This is a genomic window from Pseudoclavibacter sp. VKM Ac-2888 (genome assembly GCF_015351285.1).
Classification (GTDB): domain Bacteria; phylum Actinomycetota; class Actinomycetes; order Actinomycetales; family Microbacteriaceae; genus Pseudoclavibacter.
The window spans coordinates 1183849-1203233 of the sequence record NZ_JADKSM010000001.1 but is presented as its reverse complement, the minus strand read 5'-3'; the positions used below and the strand labels follow the sequence as shown (position 1 = coordinate 1203233).

At 69.4% G+C, this 19385-nt stretch carries 11 protein-coding genes; 7 read left to right on the top strand and 4 right to left on the bottom strand.

The features are described 5' to 3' along the window. Positions 1-199 precede the first annotated feature (199 nt). A complete protein-coding gene (locus ITJ61_RS05820) occupies positions 200-931 on the top strand; it encodes a ferritin-like fold-containing protein (RefSeq protein WP_104241590.1) in 732 nt (243 codons plus the stop codon). A 138-nt stretch (positions 932-1069) separates the two neighbouring features. Here the strand turns inward: ITJ61_RS05820 and ITJ61_RS05815 are convergent, their stop codons facing one another. Together ITJ61_RS05815 and ITJ61_RS05810 are read right to left on the bottom strand one after the other, a co-directional pair. Further along, entirely contained in the window at positions 1070-1393 is a 324-nt protein-coding gene (locus ITJ61_RS05815; RefSeq protein WP_146080979.1) for a hypothetical protein, read from the bottom strand. A gap of 8 nt (positions 1394-1401) precedes the next feature. Then, positions 1402-1626, bottom strand: a complete 225-nt coding sequence (locus ITJ61_RS05810; protein WP_104241588.1) for a DUF3107 domain-containing protein — start codon at positions 1624-1626, stop codon at positions 1402-1404. Between the two features lie 165 nt (positions 1627-1791). Between ITJ61_RS05810 and ITJ61_RS05805 the strand changes: the two genes are divergently transcribed. Together ITJ61_RS05805 and ITJ61_RS05800 are read left to right on the top strand one after the other, a co-directional pair. After that, positions 1792-5148 carry a UrvD/REP family ATP-dependent DNA helicase gene (locus ITJ61_RS05805; RefSeq protein WP_194685755.1) on the top strand — a complete coding sequence of 1119 codons (3357 nt, stop codon included), beginning with the start codon at positions 1792-1794 and terminating at the stop codon, positions 5146-5148. Further along, entirely contained in the window at positions 5145-8459 is a 3315-nt protein-coding gene (locus ITJ61_RS05800; protein WP_194685754.1) for an ATP-dependent helicase, read from the top strand. The genes ITJ61_RS05805 and ITJ61_RS05800 overlap by 4 nt, the downstream gene beginning before the upstream one ends. On the opposite strand, the gene ITJ61_RS05795 is transcribed toward ITJ61_RS05800, so the two are convergent. Further along, positions 8434-9624 carry a phosphotransferase gene (locus tag ITJ61_RS05795; protein ID WP_104298563.1) on the bottom strand — a complete coding sequence of 397 codons (1191 nt, stop codon included), beginning with the start codon at positions 9622-9624 and terminating at the stop codon, positions 8434-8436. The two genes, ITJ61_RS05800 and ITJ61_RS05795, sit on opposite strands and share 26 nt — an antisense overlap. A 94-nt stretch (positions 9625-9718) precedes the next feature. Here ITJ61_RS05795 and nudC point away from each other — a divergent pair, with 94 nt between their 5' ends. Both nudC and ITJ61_RS05785 read left to right on the top strand, forming a co-directional pair. After that, the gene (nudC, locus tag ITJ61_RS05790) at positions 9719-10657 is read left to right on the top strand and encodes an NAD(+) diphosphatase (protein ID WP_228496606.1); all 939 of its coding nucleotides are present in this window, start codon (positions 9719-9721) and stop codon (positions 10655-10657) included. Continuing rightward, positions 10641-12413, top strand: a complete 1773-nt coding sequence (locus ITJ61_RS05785) for an ATP-dependent helicase (RefSeq protein ID WP_323744302.1) — start codon at positions 10641-10643, stop codon at positions 12411-12413. Before nudC ends, ITJ61_RS05785 begins: the two co-directional genes overlap by 17 nt. Before the next feature lie 902 nt (positions 12414-13315). Here ITJ61_RS05785 and ITJ61_RS05780 read toward each other — a convergent pair. Beyond that, entirely contained in the window at positions 13316-14683 is a 1368-nt protein-coding gene (locus tag ITJ61_RS05780) for a zinc-dependent metalloprotease (RefSeq protein ID WP_194685753.1), read from the bottom strand. A 130-nt stretch (positions 14684-14813) separates the two neighbouring features. Between ITJ61_RS05780 and ITJ61_RS20230 the strand changes: the two genes are divergently transcribed. Both ITJ61_RS20230 and ITJ61_RS05770 read left to right on the top strand, forming a co-directional pair. Then, positions 14814-16031, top strand: coding sequence for a PDZ domain-containing protein (locus ITJ61_RS20230; RefSeq protein ID WP_104241582.1), 1218 nt, complete (start codon positions 14814-14816; stop codon positions 16029-16031). Positions 16032-16189: 158 nt separating this feature from the next. Further along, on the top strand, positions 16190-19129 hold the full coding sequence (locus ITJ61_RS05770) for a UPF0182 family protein (protein WP_181057785.1): 2940 nt from the start codon (positions 16190-16192) through the stop codon (positions 19127-19129). Positions 19130-19385: the final 256 nt, after the last annotated feature.

Sequence of the window (19385 nt, the reverse complement as noted above, 5' to 3'; positions counted from 1 at the left end):
GAGTGAAACGCCCTGTCTGCAATTGTGGGATGCGCCCGGGAAGTCGAAGGGCGCCGAACGGCCGCGGTCGCGGCATCGCCACAGTCTAGCGAATACCTTGAATTCGGTCCTCAGCACGCCCGCGCATCCGTTGTTCGCCCGGAAACGGTCTGCACGGACCTGCGACGAAGGGAACTTCTCTGGCACATAGGATGAGCGTGTGAAGCCAGTATTCGGAAGGCGCGGCGGAGACCGATCCCAGGACGACGCAGCCCCAGCATCCGCGCCGAGGCCAGCGACGTCGCTCGGCGACCTGCTGGTTCCCGCCGACGTGCTCGTGGCGCGCGCAGCCTACCTCGAGCTGCTCCTCTTCCAAGAGCTTTCTGCCATCGTGAATGAAGCCCCCGCCCTTGCCAACAAGCAGCACATCGGCGCTGCGGCGAACGCGGCGCTCGAACGCCACAGGGCCCTGCTGGGCGGGGCGGAAGCCGCCGCGGCTCCCGACGCGATCGCGCGCATCGGCGATGCGGCCACGCACTTCGCCGGCTATCCAGAGCGTGTCCTCGGCCACGACTGGGCGCAGCGGCTCCTCAGCTGCCATCTCTCGTCCGGCTTCTTCCGCGACTTCTTCGGAGAGGTCGCCGAGTACGGCGGCGAGAGCTACCGGGCGGCGCTTGCGCCGGTGTTCCTCACCGACGAGGAGCGCGACCAGCTGGTTCCCGTCATCGATGCAGCGATCCACTTCGAGGACGGTCTCGGCGACCGCCTGGCGATGTGGGGACGGCGCATCGTCGGAGACACGGTGCTCGCGATCCGGCTCGCGCTCGACGTTCCCCTCGGCTCGAGCGGAGACGCCTTGATCCCCGACGGGGAAGCGCAGCTCGAGAAGCTGGCCTCGGTGCTCTACGCCGGCCACTCGCGCCGCATGAACACGCTCGGGCTCGCGGCCTAGGAGCCCGCGATCCAGGAAGCGCGCGGCGGTATCGCCGCGCCCGCAGCCCACGACGAAGGCCCCCGTCCTCGACCGCTCCGATGAGCGTTCCGAGTGGCGGGGGCCTTCGGGGTGTTCGAGTCGAGTGCGCTCGCGTGGCTAGGCGCTCTGCGCGCGGCCGAGGTGGCTCAGCCGGTGCAGGAGATCGTCGTCGTCATGCTGGCGACGGCTGCTGAGCGACCACCCGACGGACACCGTGGCGATCGCCGCGACCGCGAGGGTGATGACCCAGATCCAGCCGCCGTCGTAGGCGAGCCACGGGGCGGAGGCCTGGAGCCACGTCAGCGCCTGCCAGACGACGAGGGCGACGATGCCGCCGAGCGCCGGGAGCAGCACGGGGCCGCGCGTCGATCGGTGCGGTGCCGCGAACTGCACGGCGATGCCGAGGAGGATCCCCGCGAGGCCCGCGAACATGAGTTCCATGGCCGAGGCTAGGCGATGAAGCCGACGCGACGGGCCTGGTCGCCCGAGAGCTCCACGTAGAGGATGCTCTGGGTGGAGACGAGGTACGAGCGTGACTTCGAGTCGTGCAGCTTCACGATCGCTGCGTCCTTCGCGACTGCCTCTTCGATGATGCGCTCGAAGTCATCCTTGGTGAGGTCGGTCTCGAACGAGAGCTCTCGTGGGGCGTGCTTGATGCCGATGCGAACTTCCACTTGGCGCCTTTCGAATGCGAACGGGTGTCTGGCAAGGCTACCGGCAGCCTGCCTGGCGCGCGCACATTGACGGCGCCTTTCGCCGTGGGCGCAACAGCGCGCCCATCGCGCCGTGACATCCCGTGCGCAACCGTCGATGTCGGTGGCCCGAGATACCGTGACTGCATGACTTCAAGCGCCGCATTCGACGCCGTGCCCCTTGACGCCGCACAGCGGGCTGTGCTCGAGGCCTCGATGCGCTCGCATGTCAGCGTCGTCGGCGCGCCGGGCTCCGGCAAGACGACGACCCTCGTCGAACTGCTCGCGAAGCGAGTTCTCTCGGACGGGCTCTCCACCGCGGAGGTGCTCGCGCTGACGCCAGACCGCCGCAGTGCCGCGCGGCTCCGGGAGGTCATCGGCGAACGGCTCTCGGTCAGCACTCCCGGGGCGATGGCGCGCACGCCCGAGTCCGTCGCGTTCGAGATCGTGCGCGCGGACCGCGCGAGGCAGGGCCTGCAGGCGCCGCAGCTCTTCACGGGGGCCGATGAGGACACGATCCTCGCCGAGCTCATCCAGAGCGATCTCGAGGCGCGTTCCGCGACCGGCCACGAGCAGCTGCACGCGGCACCCATCGAGTGGGCGCCGCCCGTCAGCGTCGAGACCATCGGCCTCCGCGGCTTCCGAGCAGAGGTCCGCGACCTCCTGGCGGCGATGTCCGAGTACGACGTGACCCCAGAGCGACTCGAGGAACTCGCGCACCTGAGGCCCGTGTGGTCGGGAGCATCGGCCTTGGCCCGCCAATTCCGCGAGAGCATCGCGCAGGCGAAGCCGAATGCGTTCGACACGCCTGGCATCGTGCTCGAGGCCGTCAGCATCGTCCACGCGGCTGAGCGGCTCGACGCCTTCTCTGAGCTCAAGCTGCTCCTCGTCGACGACGTCCAGGAGTTCACCGAGTCGGGAAGGCGGCTGCTCGCCGCCTTCGCGCTGCGCGGGGTGCGCGTCGTCGCCTTCGGCGACCCCGACATCACCACGGGAGGGTTCCGCGGTTCGCGTCCCGAACTGGCTGCCGACTGGCGGGGAGAGACACGCGGCTCGCTCGAAGAGCCGCTGAGGCTCGTGCTCGGCACGGCCCACCGTGGCGGCGCCGAGCTCCGTGCATTCGTGCGGGGGGTCACCGAGGGCATCGGCGTGCAGCGGGAGCTGCGGCACCGGGCAGCCGAGACACCCCGAGTCGGCGGGCCGCCGGAGTCCGCCCCTCCGGCGGTGGCTCGTCTCTCGGCCCCATCGTCCGCTGCCGAGTGCCGGGGCATCGCCGACTACCTCCGTGAACTGCACCTGCTGCACGGCGTGCCGTGGGACGAGATGGCCGTCATCACGCGTCGAGGCGGGAGCATCGAGTCGCTTCGTCGTCAGCTCGCGAAGCTCGAGGTGCCCACGAGTTCCTCTCAGGCGCTCCCTGCGGCAAGCGACCGCGCCGTGCAGGCCGTCGTCCGACTCGCCGCCATCGCCAGCGGTGCTCAGGAGCTCACGGCGGAGGCGATCTCGGAGCTCGCCGCCTCGCCGGTCTTCGCGATCGACCCCGTGCAGCTGCGGCGGGTCCGGCGCGCACTGCGCCTCGACGAGATCGCCGCCGGTGGGAACCGGCCGGCCGACGACCTCCTCGTCGAAGCCGTATCCCGCGTCGCAGGGCTGCGCCTCCTGACCGACCCGGATGCCCCCGCCTCCGCGACGTTCGAGCGCCTACTCGCGACTGGCGGTTCTGCAACCGGCCGAAGCGCCACGCGCGCCCTCCAGCAGCTGGGGGCCCTCCTGCGTGCGGTGTCAGGTGAGATCGCGGCCGCGAACGGGCAGCAGCGCAGCATCGCAGCCGACGAGGTGCTCTTCGCCGTGTGGGAGCGTCTCGGCCTCGCCAAGTCCTGGCGCGAGCTGGCGCTCGGCTCCGGGCCCCGCGCCGAGCAGCTCAGCGCGCACCTCGACGCACTCGTCACGCTCTTCGACGTCGGCAAGAGATTCGTGGAGCGGCAGCCTGACGCCAGCATCCGCGACTTCCTCGAGCAGTGGACGGGAAGCGAGGTCACGGCGGACTCGCTGGCGAGCCGCACGCACGGTGGCACGGTGACCGTCACCACGCCGGCGGCTGTGCTCGGGCGGGAGTTCAGGGTCGTCGTCGTCGCAGGCCTCTCCGACGGCGTCTGGCCCAACCTCCGTCTTCGCGATTCACTCCTCGGCGCCGGACAGCTCGCGGAGCTCGAACGGGGCATCGACACGACCCGCGACCTCGTCGACCGTCGACTCGAGGTGCTGCACGACGAGCGACGGATGTTCGCGCAGGCCGTCTCCAGGTCCTCCGAGTGGCTCCTCCTGACGGCCGAGGAGAGCGAGGACAGCGCGCCCTCCCCGTTCTTCCTGCTCACACCCCGCACCTGGCCAGTAATCCCCGCGGCAGCCGAGACCGCCGCCGAGGGCGCGCTGACGCTCCGCGCGATCGTGGGGGAGCTGCGTCGCACGGCGATGCTGGAAGGCGTCGACCGGTCAGCGGCCGCTGGCCTCGCAACGCTCGCGCAGGAGGGGGTGCCCGGCGCGGCGCCCTCCGAGTGGTACGGCCTCGCGGGGTCCACCACGGGCAAGCCACTGCACGACCCGAGCGACCCAGAGGCGAACATCCCCGTCTCTCCATCCAATATCGAGAGCTTCGAGGACTGCGGCGTCAACTGGTTCGTCAGCTCCCACGGGGGTGGGAGCACAAGCGAGAGCATGAACGTCGGCAACATCGTGCACGCTGCGGCCGAATTCGAGTTCCCAGACCTCGAAGCGCGCACAGCATTCGCGCAGGCGAGGCTGCGGTCGAGCGATTTCGACGCCCCCTGGCAGGAGACCGCCGTTCGAGCCAAGGTCGACGAGCTCGTGCGGAACCTCTCCGCCTACCTGCACCGGGTCTCGCTCGGGGGAGGGACGCTCCTCGGCGCCGAGCGAGCCTTCTCCGTCGAAGTCCGGGTCGAAGGCGAGGACACCGCCAAGATCACCCTGCGCGGCAAGATCGACCGCATCGAGAGCACGGCGGCTGGCTCGGTCGACGTCGTCGACTTCAAGACCGGCAGATCCATGCCGTCGAACGACTCCATGTCGTCCAACGCGCAGCTCGCCGCGTACCAGATCGCGCTCACCTCGGGCGCCGTGAGCGACCCCGTCGAGCGTCCTGTCCAAGCCGTCGAACTCCCTCCGCGCAGCGACCGTGGAACGCAGATTCCGGCGGCACCGGTGCACGAGGCCAAGCTCGTCTTCCTGGCGAAGCCCACGAAGAAGCTCGAGTGGAGCGAACGCACGCAGCAGCCGTTCGACGACGAGGCCACGGCCGAGTTCTTCGAACGAGTCCGCTCGGTCGCCCTCGGCATGATCGGCATCCCGGAGCCCCTCGGGTCCGGCTCCAGCTCGGATGAGCTCGCAGACGCCCACTACCAGGCCCACCTCGAGTCGCACTGCCTCGGCTCGTTCGGTGGCGGACGAGCGTGCGCGCTGCACGCCGCATCGGAGGTCACCGAATGACGCACACCTGGCCCATGGGAGCCGTCACGCACGGCGACATCGCGTTGGCGCTCGCCGACAACGATCCGTCCCGCATGCTCGAGCCGACGCCCGAGCAGCGTCTCGTCATCGAGGCGCCCCCGGTTCCGAGCCTCGTCATGGCAGGTGCCGGAAGCGGCAAGACGCAGACCATGGTGCAGCGCATCGTCTGGCTCGTCGCTGCGCAGGGCGTGCATCCCACCGAGATCCTCGGCCTCACGTTCACTCGGAAGGCCGCAGGAGAACTCCGCGAACGCGTGCAGCTCGCCCTCGCCCGGCTCCGCAGCGAGGGGCTCGTCGGAGGAGACGAGTTCGCGTCCCCGGAGGTCTCGACCTACAACTCGTTCGCCAACCGGGTGTTCTCCGAGAACGCGCTGCTCATCGGGCAGGAGCCGGATGCCCGCATCGTCGACGAGATGACCGCCTTCGCGCTCATGCGCAGTGTCGTGCTGGCAAGCGACGACACCAGGCTCAGCTCGCTCGACCTGCAGCTCGGAGCCATCACGAGGCTCGCTCTCGGCGTCGCACGTGCGATGCGCGACAACCAACTCTCTGCCGCGGCCTGCGAGTCCTTCGTCGAGGACTTCCGGAGGGTTGCCGAGCTCCCCGGTCGGGGCACGGCGAACACGCCGTTGAAGCCGGTGGTCGACGCCGTGGCGACCCTGGATGAGCTGCCGATCTTCGTCGGGCTGGCTGAGCGCTACCAGCTCGAGAAGCGCAAGCGGGGGCTCATCGAGTTCTCCGACCAGGTCACCTTCGCGGCAGAGATCTGCTCGAGCACGCCGGCCGTCGTCGAGGAGCTGCGGGCCAGGCACCGCTTCGTCATCCTCGACGAGTACCAGGACACGAGCGTCGGCCAGACGCGTCTGCTCGGCACGATCTTCGGCGACCACCCCGTGCTCGCCGTCGGCGACCCCAAGCAGTCCATCTACGGCTGGCGTGGAGCCAGCCCGGGCAACATGCGTCGATTCCATGGCGACTTCAGGTCTCGCATCGTGCCGCCCGATGAGGAACCCACGTTCCAGCTCTCGATCTCCTGGCGCAACGACGCCAGGATCCTCGACTCGGCGAACCAGGTCGCCGCACGGCTGCCGGAGGCCAGCGACCCCGGTGTCACGCAGCTCGGCACCCGGCCAGGGGCAGGCGAGGGGCGGGTCTCGCTTGCCTTCCCCGAGACGCTCGACGACGAGGCGGCCGCCGTCGCGACCTGGATGCGAAAGCGGATCGTCGTCGACGGCGACGCCGACGGCGACACCCACGTCGATGCCAGACCGCCGTCCGGCGCCGTGCTCCTGCGCGCGCGGAAGCTCCTCCCGCTCTTCTCCGCCGCGCTGACGCGCGCGGGCGTGCCCAACCGGGTCATCGGCCTCGGCGGGCTGCTCTCGGCCCCGGAGGTCGTCGACCTCCGCTGCGCCATGCGCGTCGCGCACGACTCAACCGCAGGCAACGAGCTCATCCGCCTGCTCGTCGGCGCGAGATTCCAGTTCGGCCTCGCCGACGTCAAGGCGATCCACGACGTCTCGCGCAGCCTCGCCAACCGCGACGTCACCATGGCGTCTCTGGCTGACGAGGTGCGGGCAAGCAAACGCGAGCTCGCGACGGGCGACGACGAGGTGCCCCTGCAGGAGGCCCTCGACTTCCTCGCGTCCCGGATCGCCTCGGAAGCTCGCCGAACCGAGCCCGACACCTGGCTGGCCGGTCTCAGCCCCGGCGCCCGACAGCGCATCCCTGCCGTCAGCGAGCTGATCGCCGAGCTCCGCCGGAACTCAGGACTCCCCATCACGAGCTTCGTCGACGCCACGATCGCGCTCATGGGCCTCGATCTCGAGGTCACCGCGAACCCCGGCAACATCGCAAGAGTCGGCAACCTCGACGCCTTCGCCGAAGCGGCGGCCGCATTCTCCTCCGCCGAACCGGATGCCGACCTCGGCGCGTTCCTCGACTGGGTGGAGATCGCCGCAGGCGACGACTCGCTCGCGCCGGTGCAAGAGCAGGCCGAGCCCGGCGTGGTCCAGCTGCTGAGCATCCACGGCTCCAAGGGGCTCGAATGGGACTTCGTCGCAGTTCCCCGCAGCGTGGAGGGGGAGATGCCGAGCACCTCGAGAGACGGGCTCGGCTGGATCCGACGCGGCGTCATCCCCTACGAGCTCCTCCTCGACGCGCACGACCGTCCGGAGCTCCCGTGGCGAGACGCTGAGACGCAGAAGGAACTCGGCGACCTGATGGTCGACCTCAAGGAGCGCATCAAGGAGCGCAACGACGACGAGGAACGCCGACTCGCCTACGTCGCCTACACCCGCGCCCGGCACGAGCTGCTCATCGCCGGCTCGTACTGGAGCGCCATCCACAAGACCGCCCGCAAGGTCTCGGTGTTCGTCGACGAGCTGGCTGAAGCCGGCATCATCGACACCCCACCGGAGAACACCCTCGACGAGGCGCCGGCATCACTCGCCGCCGACAGCGTGGCCTGGCCCCATGCCCCCTTCAGCCCGGAGCGTCACGAGCGGGTGACCGAGCTCGCACAGGCCGTCGCCCACGCCCGGGACACCCAGGCCGCACCAGGCGGAGCGCTCGCGAGGCGCATCGAGCTGCTGCTCCGCGAACGCGCCGAGCGCAGCACCGTGATGAGCGTCGAGCTCCCTGCGCGCTTCGCCGCATCGAAGTTCAAGGATCTCGTCACCGACCCGGCGGAGATCGCGGCTCAGCTGCGCCGGCCGATGCCGCAGAAGCCCTTCAGGCAGACCCGCATCGGCACCATGTTCCACGCCTGGGTCGAGGCCCACTACGCGGCCCCCAACGCGGGAGGGGACCTCCTCGGCATGGCGGAGATCTTCGGCACGGAAGACGGCGCGCTGAACAGCCTCGCCGACGCCTCGAACGCCGACTTCGCTGAGCTCGAACGCCTGCAGGAGGCGTTCCTCGAGACCCCATGGCCGCACCGGACCCCCGTCCTCGTGGAGCAGACGATCGAGTTCAGACTCGGCGATCGGACCGTCGTCTGCAAGATCGACGCGGTCTTCGAACACGAGGGACGCATCGAGGTCGTCGACTGGAAGACGGGCAGGGTTCCGAGCGGCGACAGCGCACGCTGGGAGCGCCAGCTGCAGCTCGCGCTCTACACGCTGGCCTACTCCGAGCACACGGGGGTGCCGCCCGAGCGCATCGACGCCGTGCTCGTCTACGTCCGAGAGGGCGAGGAGATCCGAGTCCCTGAGGTCACCGGGCGAGCAGAGCTCGAACGGCTGCTGGCGGAAGCCGAGGCAGCCCTCAGCGCAGCGAGTCCGTCCGCATGAAGTCGTTCGGCGGGGTGTCGTCGTCGAGGTCATCCTCGGCGGCGTGATCCACGTCGACGTCCGGACTGTCATCGGGATGCACTCCCGACGGGGCACCGGACGGCGACTCGTGCACCAGACCGGGGAGCACGCCGCTCCCGGTGTCGTGCGCGTCGGGCTGATGAGCCGGACGCCTTCCGGCGGCTTCCTTGAGCAGCTCCTGCACCTCGGCGATGTCGAGCACGGGCAGCGTCTCGTGCACCAGCGGCTGCGCGGGGGCCCGGTGGATGCGGTCGACGAGCGAGTCGAGCATCCCCTCGGCGTCCGAGATGATGTCCGCGTCACCGGCCTCGACCCCGTGCAGCAGCCAGCGAGCGAGCTCCAGCTCCGCGTAGAGGAGGGCCCGCTGCCGCAGCTGCCGGTCCACCGTTCCCGGCGCCTCGTCCGTGTACTCGTCGAGGATGCCCCTCGCGATCGCCCCGTCCAGCGACGAGATCCAGTGCAGGTCTCGAGCGGGGTCACCGACGCGGAGGTCGCTCCAGCCGAGCACCCCCCTCACCTGGTTGCCGTCGGTGATGATCGAGGACAGGCCGAGCGCCCCGTGGATGACCGTCGGCTGGAACTGCCAGAGCGAATCGTCGTCGATGGCCGCGCTCCAGCGGCGATCGAGAGTGACGGGCAGACGCCCGGTCTCCTTCGCTCGCGCGATCGTCTGGGCGGCGGCCTGCCTGGCCTCCGAGGCGGTGAGCGTCGGCATCCCTGCAGCCTCGACTGGCCCCTTGGGGAGGGAATGGACGGACGCGATGGCGCGCCCGAGGCTCACGAGGAACAGCGTCCCGGGCTCGAGGGGCTCGCGGTCGGCCGGAATGCCTCGAAGGTACGTGTAGACCGCGACGCGCTCGCGCTTCTCGGCGAGGTGACCGAGGACTTCCGAGACCTGGAAGGGGAGCCTGCTGCGCATCCCAGGCGTCAGCACGGCGAGCGCACGGACGTCGGCGAGCTGCTCCTGTGCCGCAGCCGACGAGGTCGGGCGGCGCGCGATGACGGTCTCGCCGTCGGCGAGGGTCAGCAGGGCGGCGTCGAAGTCACCGTGCGCCCCGAACGTGTGCTCGAGGGCCGCAGCCACATCGAGGTCGGGTACAGCGGCCACTGCAAGTGCCGCGAGTTCCAGCGAGAGCTCAGCCATGGCTCCAGGTTAGGAGGCACGGCGAAGCCTGAGTGAGTGCCACGCCCGCACGGCCTCGAGGCGACCTAGGATGAATCCGCCTATGAATCACTTCATGTCTCGTCTCCCTCTTGCCCAGCAGCAGACCGATCGCGACCACGAGCGCCGCAGCGAACCCGGCCTCGTGCAGTCGCTCTTCGCCGACGGCGCCACCCGTGTGCTCGTCCTGAACGGCGGCAAGGCGCTCATGCGGTCGGCGGGTGACGGCCCCAAGCTCGAGCTGCTGTCCGCGACCAGCGAGCGCGCGACGCTCCTCGCGCCGGTTGTCGCCGACGCCGTGTACCTGGGCAGGACGCTCGCCGACGACGAAGACCTGCCGCGCGGCACCTCGGTCGTCTCGGTCAGCGTCGACGACGCACTCGCGGCGGCGATCGAACCGGATGCCCGACTGTGGGCCGGGCTCATGGAGACCGCCGCTCATCTCGGGGCGGTGCACTGCGGACTGTTCACCGAGGCTCTCGCCATTACGAACTGGCACGACTCGCACGCCTTCTCGCCACGCACGGGCTCGGCCACGAGCGCCGGGCTCGCCGGCTGGGTCAGGCAGGCCGAGGGTGAGAAGCACGTGAGCTTCCCCCGCACGGATGCCGCCATCATCGCCGCGGTGCTCGATCGTGAAGATCGGATCCTGCTCGGCGCGAACGTCAGGTGGAACCCACGCCGCTTCTCCCTCCTGGCGGGCTTCGTCGAACCGGGGGAGTCGTTCGAGGCCGCGGTCGCGCGGGAGATCTACGAGGAGGCGCGGGCGCACGTCGTCGAGCCGAGGTACTTGGGCTCGCAGCCCTGGCCGTTCCCCGCGAGCATCATGGTCGGCTTCACGGCGAAGCTCCACCCGGACCAGGATCCGGCCACCGTCGAGCCCGACAACGACGAGATCGTCGAGCTGGGGTGGTTCACCCGGGACGAGGTCAGGGCCATCGAAGATCGCCTGCCCGGTCCCACCTCCATCGCTCGCGCGATCATCGACGCCTGGCTCAGTGGTCACCTCGACTGACGCGGACAGCCTCGCGCAGTCGTCGACGGCGGATGTGAGCCTGCTGGCGTCGCTCAACGATGCCCAGCGGGAGGCGGCGCTCGCTCTTGTCGGCCCCGTCTGCATCCTGGCAGGGGCCGGGACGGGCAAGACGCGGACGATCACGCACCGCATCGCGTACGGCATCCGCGCCGGGGTGTACGACCCCTCGCGGGTGCTCGCCCTGACCTTCACGGCGAAGGCGGCGGGGGAGCTGCGTGGGCGACTCCGAGATCTGGGAGCGTCCGGCGTCGCGGCACGCACCTTCCATGCGGCGGCGCTCAGCCAGCTCGGCTTCTTCTGGCCGCACACGGTCGGCGGCCCCGCCCCGGCCATCGTCAAGGGCAAGGGCAGGCTCATCGCCGAGTCCGCGGAGCGCATCGGTCTGCGGCTCGATCCTGCCGGCGTGCGCGACATGGCGACCGAGATCGAGTGGCGCAAGGTGCGTGAGCTGTCCCTCGAGGAGTACGCCATCCAGCTGCGGTCGTCGCGATCGCTGCCGAAGGGGGTCAGCGACGACGCGGCTCTCGGCCTGCTGCAGGCCTACGAGGACATCAAGGACGAGCGTCGGCAGATGGACTTCGAGGATGTGCTGCTGGCCACCGTCGGCATGCTCGAGCTCGAACCGTGGGTCACGCAGCGTGTGCGCGAGCAGTACCGGTTCTTCGTCGTGGACGAGTACCAGGACGTCTCGCCGCTGCAGCAGCGGCTGCTGCAGCTGTGGCTGGGTGCGCGTCGTGAGCTGTGCGTCGTCGGCGACGCGGCCCAGACGATCTACTCGTTCGCCGGCGCCTCGAGTTCCTTCCTGACGGGGTTCCCTGAGCGGTATCCGGATGCGCGGGTCGTGCGCCTCGAGGACAACTACCGCTCCTCGTCCGCCATCATCGGCGTCGCGAACGAGGTCGCCAGGCATGTGCCGTACGCGCTCACGCTCGAGCCGGCGGCCGAGACGCCCAGGCGCGAGCCCCTGCCCGAGGTGCTGCAGTTCCACGACGACGACGACGAGGCTCGCGGTGTCGTCCACCGGATCGGCGAGGATCTGCGAGGCGGCATCCCCATCGAGAGCATCGCCGTGCTGTACCGGACGAACGTGCAGGCCGCGGCCATCGAGCGCGCTCTCCAGGACTCGGGCATCGCCTACTCGGCCATCGGCCAGCGGCGCTTCTTCGACCAGCCCGAGGTGCGCCAGGCGCTCAGCGCCCTGCGTGCCGCCGTCATGCAGGAGACCACGGGGCCGTTGTTCCAGGTAGTGAGCGACGTGCTCCGCGATCTTGGCTGGACCCACGAGCCTCCCGCCGATTCCGGCGCCCTGCGCGACCGCTGGAACTCCTGGGATGCGCTGCTCCGCCTCGCCGACGCCCAGCCGCACGGCACGAAGCTCGCCGAGTTCTCGGCGGAGCTGCAGCAGCGCGCGAAGATGCAGTACGAGCCGGAGCTGCGAGCGGTGACCCTCTCGAGCATCCACGCCGCGAAGGGCCTCGAATGGGACAGCGTGACCATCGTCGGCGTCAGCGAGGGGCTGCTGCCGATCTGGTACGCGGAGACGCAGGATGAGCTCGACGAGGAGCGCAGGCTCCTGTACGTCGCCGTCACGCGCGCGCGGAAGCGTCTGCGTCTGACGCACGCGCAGTACGGCGGTCGGCGCGACGCGGAGCGGCCGGCTTCTCGCTTCCTGGCAGAGCTCGGCACCCGCATTCGTCGTGGAACGAACGGGGCGTTCGGCGGACCTCGCCGGTGAGCGAGTCGATCGTCAGGACCTCCGGACTGCAATAGCGCGAGGCGGTTCCGTCGCGAAGCCACGACGACACCGCGTCGACGACCAGGCTGCGAACGACCTCCCTCGTGAGGCGCGGGAGCTGGGCGCGCGTCGTTAGCGCGAGCTGGGTGGCGATGGCAGCCCAGGCGCGATCGGCGTCCAGTCGGTTCAGGTCCTCGCAACGTTGGCAGGGGGTGCGGCCGGGCACGACGAATGGACCGATGCTCGCGTCGAGGTCGCCCGCGACGACGGCGAGGTGCGGCACATCCCAGGCCATGAGCGGCGTGTACCGCCGAGGCGGGAGGACGTAGTCTCCGCAGTCGACGACGAGGCCGATCTCTGCGGGTCTCGGGGGCTGGTAATCGCCGCGCGCGCTTCGCACCGTGCAGCCGAGCGCCGCGACGTGCCCGGCGAGGTCGTCGCCGGCGATCGTGCCGCGCACGAGGATGACGGGTGGTCGCGCCTTGCCGCGAGGTGCGGCCGCCCCGGACCTCCGGCGCGGCGAGACGGGTACCGGTTCGAGGAGCGCCCGCACGCGCCCGAGCAACGCCTCGATCTCGTCGCCGTTCAGTCCGAGTCGTGCGCCCCGCTCATGGAACTGCGCGAGCGTGCCGCCGCTCCGCAGCGACTCGATGAGCCGCTCGATGGCCGCGCTCGGGTCGCGGATGACCGCACGAGCGTTCACGCCGCCCAGTTGCAGCTCGGTGGGGGAGCGCCACACGAGGGGCACGCCAGGTGGCAATCGCAGTTCCATGCAGAGATCCTGCTGGAACGCTCGAAGCCCCGCAGGAGTTCTCCACAGCCCACGTCGGACGAGGCCGAGGCCGAGCCAGGACCGGGACCGCAGCCATGACCGGTGGCTGCGGTCTGCCGGAGGCGCGAGATCAGCTCGTTGGCGTGTCGCCACCCTCCGGTGCGTCGCCGAACGCCGAGGGGTCGTCGAGGAACTTCGTCAGCGCCTCGTCGTACTCGTCGGCGGGGAGCTCGCCGAATCCGAGCCTCGTGACGAGTGCCTCGGGGTGGTCGATGTCCTCGCTCGTCGGGAGAGCGTCGAAGTGGGCCCAGAGCTCGTCACGGGCGGCCGCTCCGTGCGCTTCCGAGACTGCGCGCCACATGGCGGCGGCCTCGCGGAGGCGGCGTGGACGGAGCTCGAGCCCGACGAGCGAGGCGAAGGCGCGCTCGGCGGGGCCGCCGACGGCGCGACGGCGCCGCACGGTCTCCGCGAGTGCGACCGACTTCGGCAGCCGCACTGTCGCGTCTTCCGTGACGACGTCGACCCAGCCCTCGATGAGGGCGAGCATGGTCTCGAGGCGGGCGAGTGCCGCCTCCTGCTGCTCCGTGCGGGGCGGGATGAAGGCGCCCTCGGAGAGCGCAGCCCTGATCCCGTCCGGGTCGCTCGGGTCGAGCGTCTGCGCGAGCTCCTCCATACGGGAGACGTCGATGCTCACCCCTCTCGCGAACTCCGTGATCGAGGAGATGAGGTGCAGGCGCAGCCACTTGGCGTGCTGGAAGAGCCTCGCGTGGGCTGTCTCGCGGACGGCGAGGTAGAGCTCGATCTGCTCGCGGTCGACGTCGAGACCCTCGGCGAAGTCGTCGATGTTCTGCGGCAGGAGCGAGGGACGGCTGTGGTCGAGCACCGGCACGCCGATGTCGCCTCCGGCGACGACCTCCTCAGCGAGGTTGCCGACGACCTGGCCGAGCTGCACGGCGAACATCGCGCCGCCTATGCCGCGCATCATCGAGGACGACTGGCCGAGCAGCTGCGCCATCTCCGGCGGGGTCTGCTCGGTGAGCACGTTCATGAGGGCGTCGGCGATGCTCGTCGCGACGGGCTCGGAGAGCGAGGTCCAGAACTGGATGGAGCCGGTGATCCACTCGAGTCGGGTGAGCGTCGCTGGCGACTCGCTGAGCTCCCCGAGCTGGGTCGCCTCGCTGAGCCACAGCTGCGCGACGCGGAAGGCCTGGTCGAATCGGGCGGCCTCCTCGGAGCTGATCTCGCGGTTCTTGGGCTGCGCGACCCGACGGGCCTGGTCGCGTGCGACCTGCCAGTCCAGTCCGTTGCCCGGGTTCGCGACGGCCGCCTGCAGCTGCGCCAGCAGCGCCTGCACCGCGGCAGGGTCGTTCGGGAGCCCAGCGACTCCCGCCAGCTTGGCGGGGTCGAAGCCTCCCTGCCCGCTCAGCAGCTCGCGGAGCAGCTTGCGCAGCTCGTCTTCGGATCCGTCGTCGGGAATCGGTCCCTGTGCATCACTCATTCCGCACCTCCCAGCGCTTGGATCTACGCTAGCTCGTGGCCCCTCCAAGGAAGGGTCGCCGTGACTGCGTATGCGCCGAGTGCCTTGCGCCACGGGCGAACAATAGCCGCAGGACATCGAAACGAGCGCAGTGACCTTCTTCTCCGAACCCTCCTCAGAGGGGGATGCCCGAGTTCGCGAGCAGTCAGAGGCGTTTGCCAGGGCGCACGAGGCGAACCGCCGCCGCAGCGAGGAGGGCTCGAGGCGGGCGCGCGTCGGACTCGTCTTCCTCTCCATCGGGATGCTCCTGCTCGTCGCCCTCGGCTTCAGTCCGGCGCCGTACGTCGTGCGCTCTCCCGGCCCCGTCTTCGACGCGCTCGGCACGGTGCAGGCCTCGCAGGAGGACACGACGCAGGTCGAGGTCATCACGATCGGCGGGGCCGACACGTTCGAGCCGTCTGACGGGCAGCTCGACGTCATGACCGTGAATGTCGGGGGCCGGCCGGAGAACCTGCCCAACTGGTTCGAGGTCTTCATCGCTCTTGTCACGCCATCCAACGACGTCCTCCCCGTCGAGGCGTACTACGCCGACGCGGAGACCGGCGAGCAGCGCGATGCGCAGAACGCCGCGCTCATGCAGGGTTCTGAGGCCGATGCGATCGCCGCAGCGCTCATCAACGAGGGGTACGACGTCGGAACTGCGCTGGCGGTCGTCTCGGTCGGGGAGGACGGGGCTGCGGCGGGCATGCTCGAGCCCGGGGACATCGTCAAATCCGTCAGTGGGATCCCGGTCGACTCGACGGAGGGCCTGCCAGCGGCCGTGGCCGAGGCATCCGGGGGCGACCTCGACAGTCTCGGACCGGTCGACGTCGTCGTGGATCGGGCCGGCGAGAGCAAGACGTTCTCGATCACGCCACGCCCGGGACTCGTCGAGGGGGAGGAGCGGCCGCTGCTCGGAGTCACGGTCGCCACCCAGCACGAGTTCCCGATCGATGTCGACATCGAACTCGGCAACGTCGGCGGACCGAGCGCGGGGCTCATCTTCGCGCTCGCCGTGTCCGACAAGCTCGTCGACGGCGACCTCACACAGGGCCTGCACATCGCGGGCACCGGCACGATGTCGCCCGATGGCACGGTCGGCAGCATCGGCGGCATCACGCAGAAGCTCTACGCCGCCGTGGAGGTCGGCGCCGACCTCTTCCTCGCGCCAGCGGACAACTGCAAGGACGTCCTGGACGGGGGCATCCCCGGTGACATCCCGGTCTACGCCGTGTCCTCGCTGAACGAGGCGGAGCAGGTCATCCAGACGGTTGGGGACGGCGGAGACACCGGCGCGCTGCGCACCTGCGAATCGGTTCTCGGCTCATGACCCACGCCAGTCTCAGTTTTGCCAGGCAGTTGCCAGATAAACTCCTCTAGTTCCCCTTTCTCGGAAAACAAACGGCCCCTCCAGGCAATGACAGGTACGACGTGACAAGCACTGCAGCTCAACAGCCCCAGAGTCCGAAACCCGCCAGCCGACGTCGGATGGGACCGCTCACGATCACACTGCTGATCGTCGTGGCGCTCCTCGTCGTCTTCTTCTGGTTCGCTGGCCGATACGCGGACGTGCTCTGGTACGACCAGCTCGGCGTCCTCGAGGTCCTCCTCACCGAGTGGGGTGCCGGGGCGATCATGTTCGCCATCGGACTCGTCGGCATGGGCGTTCCCCTCTACGCGAACCTGCAGATCGCCTACCGTGCGCGTCCGGTCTACGCCAAGCTCAACGAGCAGCTCGACCGCTACCAGCAGGTCATCGAGCCGATCCGTCGCGGTGCGATGATCTTCGTCCCCGCTATCTTCGGCCTCTTCGCCGGCGTCGCGCTCATCGCCTCCTGGCAGACCGTGCTGATGTGGATGAACTCCACTCCGTTCGGCGAGACCGACCCGGTCTTCAACCTGGACGTCTCGTTCTACATCTTCCAGCTGCCGTTCTTCCGAGGCGTCGTCGCGTTCGTGAGCGCCGTCGTGCTCCTCTCGCTGATCCTGACCGCGGCAACGCTGTACCTGTACGGCGGAATCCGCGTGACCGGTCGCGAGGTCGTCATCTCCAAGAGCGCCCGCACGCACATCGCGATCCTCGCGGGTCTCTACATGCTCGTGCAGGCGGTCAGCTTCTGGCTCGACCGATACGCCGCGCTCAACACGCTCTCCGGTCGCTGGACGGGTGTGCTCTACACCGAGGCGAACGCGACCATCCCCGGTCAGGGCATCCTGGCCGGAGCCGCGATCGTCGTGGCCGTCCTCTTCTTCATCGCCGCGGCCATCGGTCGCTGGCGTCTGCCGCTCGTCGGCACGGCCCTGCTCGTCATCGTCGGCCTCGTGGTCGGCATGGTCTACCCGTGGATCGTCCAGCAGTTCCAGGTCGGACCGAGCGAGCAGGCACTCGAGACCCCGTATATCCAGAACAACATCGATGCGACCCGAAGCGCCTATGGGCTCGATCAGATCGAGGAGATCAACTACGCCGCAGAGACGACGGTCAGCCAGGGGCAGCTCCGGAACGACGCCGACACCACGGCGAATATCCGCATCCTCGACCCATCGCTCGTCTCGCCGACCTTCGCGCAGTTCGAGCAGGAGCGTGCGTACTACCAGTTCCCTGACCGCCTCCACGTCGACCGCTACGAGATCGACGGCCAGGTTCAGGATGCCGTCGGCTCCGTCCGCGACATCAACATCGCCGGTCTTGGCGCTGACGCGCAGTCCTGGGTCAACAACACCATCGTCTACACGCACGGCTACGGCCTCGTCACGGCGTACGGCAACCAGCGTGGACCCGACGGTCAGCCCCTCTTCATCGAGGGCGGCATGCCCAGCGAAGGCGCGCTCGGCGATTTCGAGCCGCGCGTGTACTTCGGGCAGTCCTCGCCCGAGTACTCCATCGTCGGCGCCCCGGAAGGCTCCCAGCCCGCCGAGTTCGACCACGTCTCCGGCGCCGACGGCGCAACGCAGACGTACAACACGTTCACCGGTGAAGGCGGCCCCGACCTCGGGAACTTCTTCAACCGCCTCGTGTACGCGATCAAGTTCCAGTCCGAGCAGATCCTGCTCTCCGAGTACGTCAACGACGAGTCGCAGATCCTCTACGACCGCGACCCTGCCGAGCGCGTGCAGGCCGCTGCCCCGTACCTGACGATCGACTCCGATCCGTACCCCTCGGTCGTGGACGGACGCCTCACCTGGATCGTGGACGGCTACACGACGAGCAACAAGTACCCATACTCCGAGCTCGCCGGCCTGCAGAACCTGCTCGAGGACGCGGACACCCCAGCGTCGTCGCTGCCGCCAGAGGTCATCAACTACATGCGCAACTCGGTGAAAGCGACCGTGGACGCGTACGACGGAAGCGTCACGCTCTACGCGTTCGACGAGACCGACCCGATCCTGCAGACGTGGCAGAAGGTCTTCCCGTCGACGCTCAAGAACGTGTCGGAGATGTCGGGTGAGCTGCTCAGCCACATCCGGTACCCCACGGACATGTTCAAGGTGCAGCGCGAGATGTTCGCCAGGTACCACGTGACCGACGCGAGCACGTTCTACAACCAGACGAACGCCTGGCAGCTGCCGCAGAACCCCACCGGGGGAGAAGCGTCACAGCCTCCGTACTACCTGACGATGCAGCTCCCGGGTCAGGAGTCGGCGTTCTCGATCTACTCCACCTACATCCCGTTGACAAACGCGAACGCGCAGTCGAGGAACGTGCTGAGGGGGTATCTCGCCGCCAACTCCAACGCGGGATCCACGGACGGAACCGTCGCGGATACATACGGGAAGATAACTCTGCTGCGAGTCGAGAACGACAACGTCAATGGCCCTGGCCAGGTGCAGAACATCTTCAACTCGAACGAGACGGTCGCCAACCAGCTGAACCTGCTTGAGCGAGGCGGTCAGACGCAGGTGCTGCGAGGAAACCTCCTCACGGTGCCGGTCGGCGAAGGGTTCCTGTACGTGCAGCCTGTCTACGTCGAGTCGACCGGTGAGACCAGCTACCCGCTGCTGAGGCGCGTGCTCGTCGCGTTCGGCGACAAGATCGCGTTCCAGCCGACGCTCGACGAGGCGCTCGATGAGCTCTTCGGCGGCGACGCCGGTGCTGATGCCGGTGACGGCGGCGTCGAGGTTACCGACGACCTGCCCGTCGACTCGGTCCCTGACGACACGACCGCGACGCCTGCACCGACCGCGACGACTCCGCCCTCGGGCGGCGGCACGGGAACTCCTCAGGAGCAGCTCTCGACCGCGCTGGCGGACGCTGAGAAGGCCCTCGAGGATCGGACGGCCGCGTACGCGAACAACGACCTCGTTGCGGCCGCCGAGGCCGACCAGCGGCTCACCGAGGCGCTGAACCGTGCCCGTGATGCGGACAGCCAGGTGTCCGGCACGTCGGTGACGCCGAGCGATTCCCCGGAGCCGACGCCGACCACGTAGGCGCCGAGCTGCACGCGCCGACGGGCGTCACCCTCTCGAGGGTGGCGCCCGTTGGCGTCTGCGTGCCCGGACGTCCGCGCCTGCGCACGCTCCCGCTCCCGCGTGCTGGTGCTCCCGCGTGCTCACGTGCCCGCGTGCCCGCGTGCCTGCGTGCCTGCGTGCCCGCGCTCCCCGGCGTCCCGAGGCTGAAGTTGTGGGCAAGAGCTGTTCAGGAGTCCCCTGACGACCTCAGGCCACAACTCTCTGCCCGGTGGTG

What these genes read in the sequence shown, in the direction of transcription:
- ITJ61_RS05800 (WP_194685754.1), top strand. Translation starts at nt 5,145, where the DNA reads ATGACGCACACCTGGCCCATGGGAGCCGTCACGCACGGCGACATCGCG.
- ITJ61_RS05795 (WP_104298563.1), bottom strand. Translation starts at nt 9,624, where the DNA reads ATGGCTGAGCTCTCGCTGGAACTCGCGGCACTTGCAGTGGCCGCTGTA.
- ITJ61_RS05770 (WP_181057785.1), top strand. Translation starts at nt 16,190, where the DNA reads ATGGGACCGCTCACGATCACACTGCTGATCGTCGTGGCGCTCCTCGTC.
- ITJ61_RS05780 (WP_194685753.1), bottom strand. Translation starts at nt 14,683, where the DNA reads ATGAGTGATGCACAGGGACCGATTCCCGACGACGGATCCGAAGACGAG.
- nudC (WP_228496606.1), top strand. Translation starts at nt 9,719, where the DNA reads ATGTCTCGTCTCCCTCTTGCCCAGCAGCAGACCGATCGCGACCACGAG.
- ITJ61_RS05805 (WP_194685755.1), top strand. Translation starts at nt 1,792, where the DNA reads ATGACTTCAAGCGCCGCATTCGACGCCGTGCCCCTTGACGCCGCACAG.
- ITJ61_RS05815 (WP_146080979.1), bottom strand. Translation starts at nt 1,393, where the DNA reads ATGGAACTCATGTTCGCGGGCCTCGCGGGGATCCTCCTCGGCATCGCC.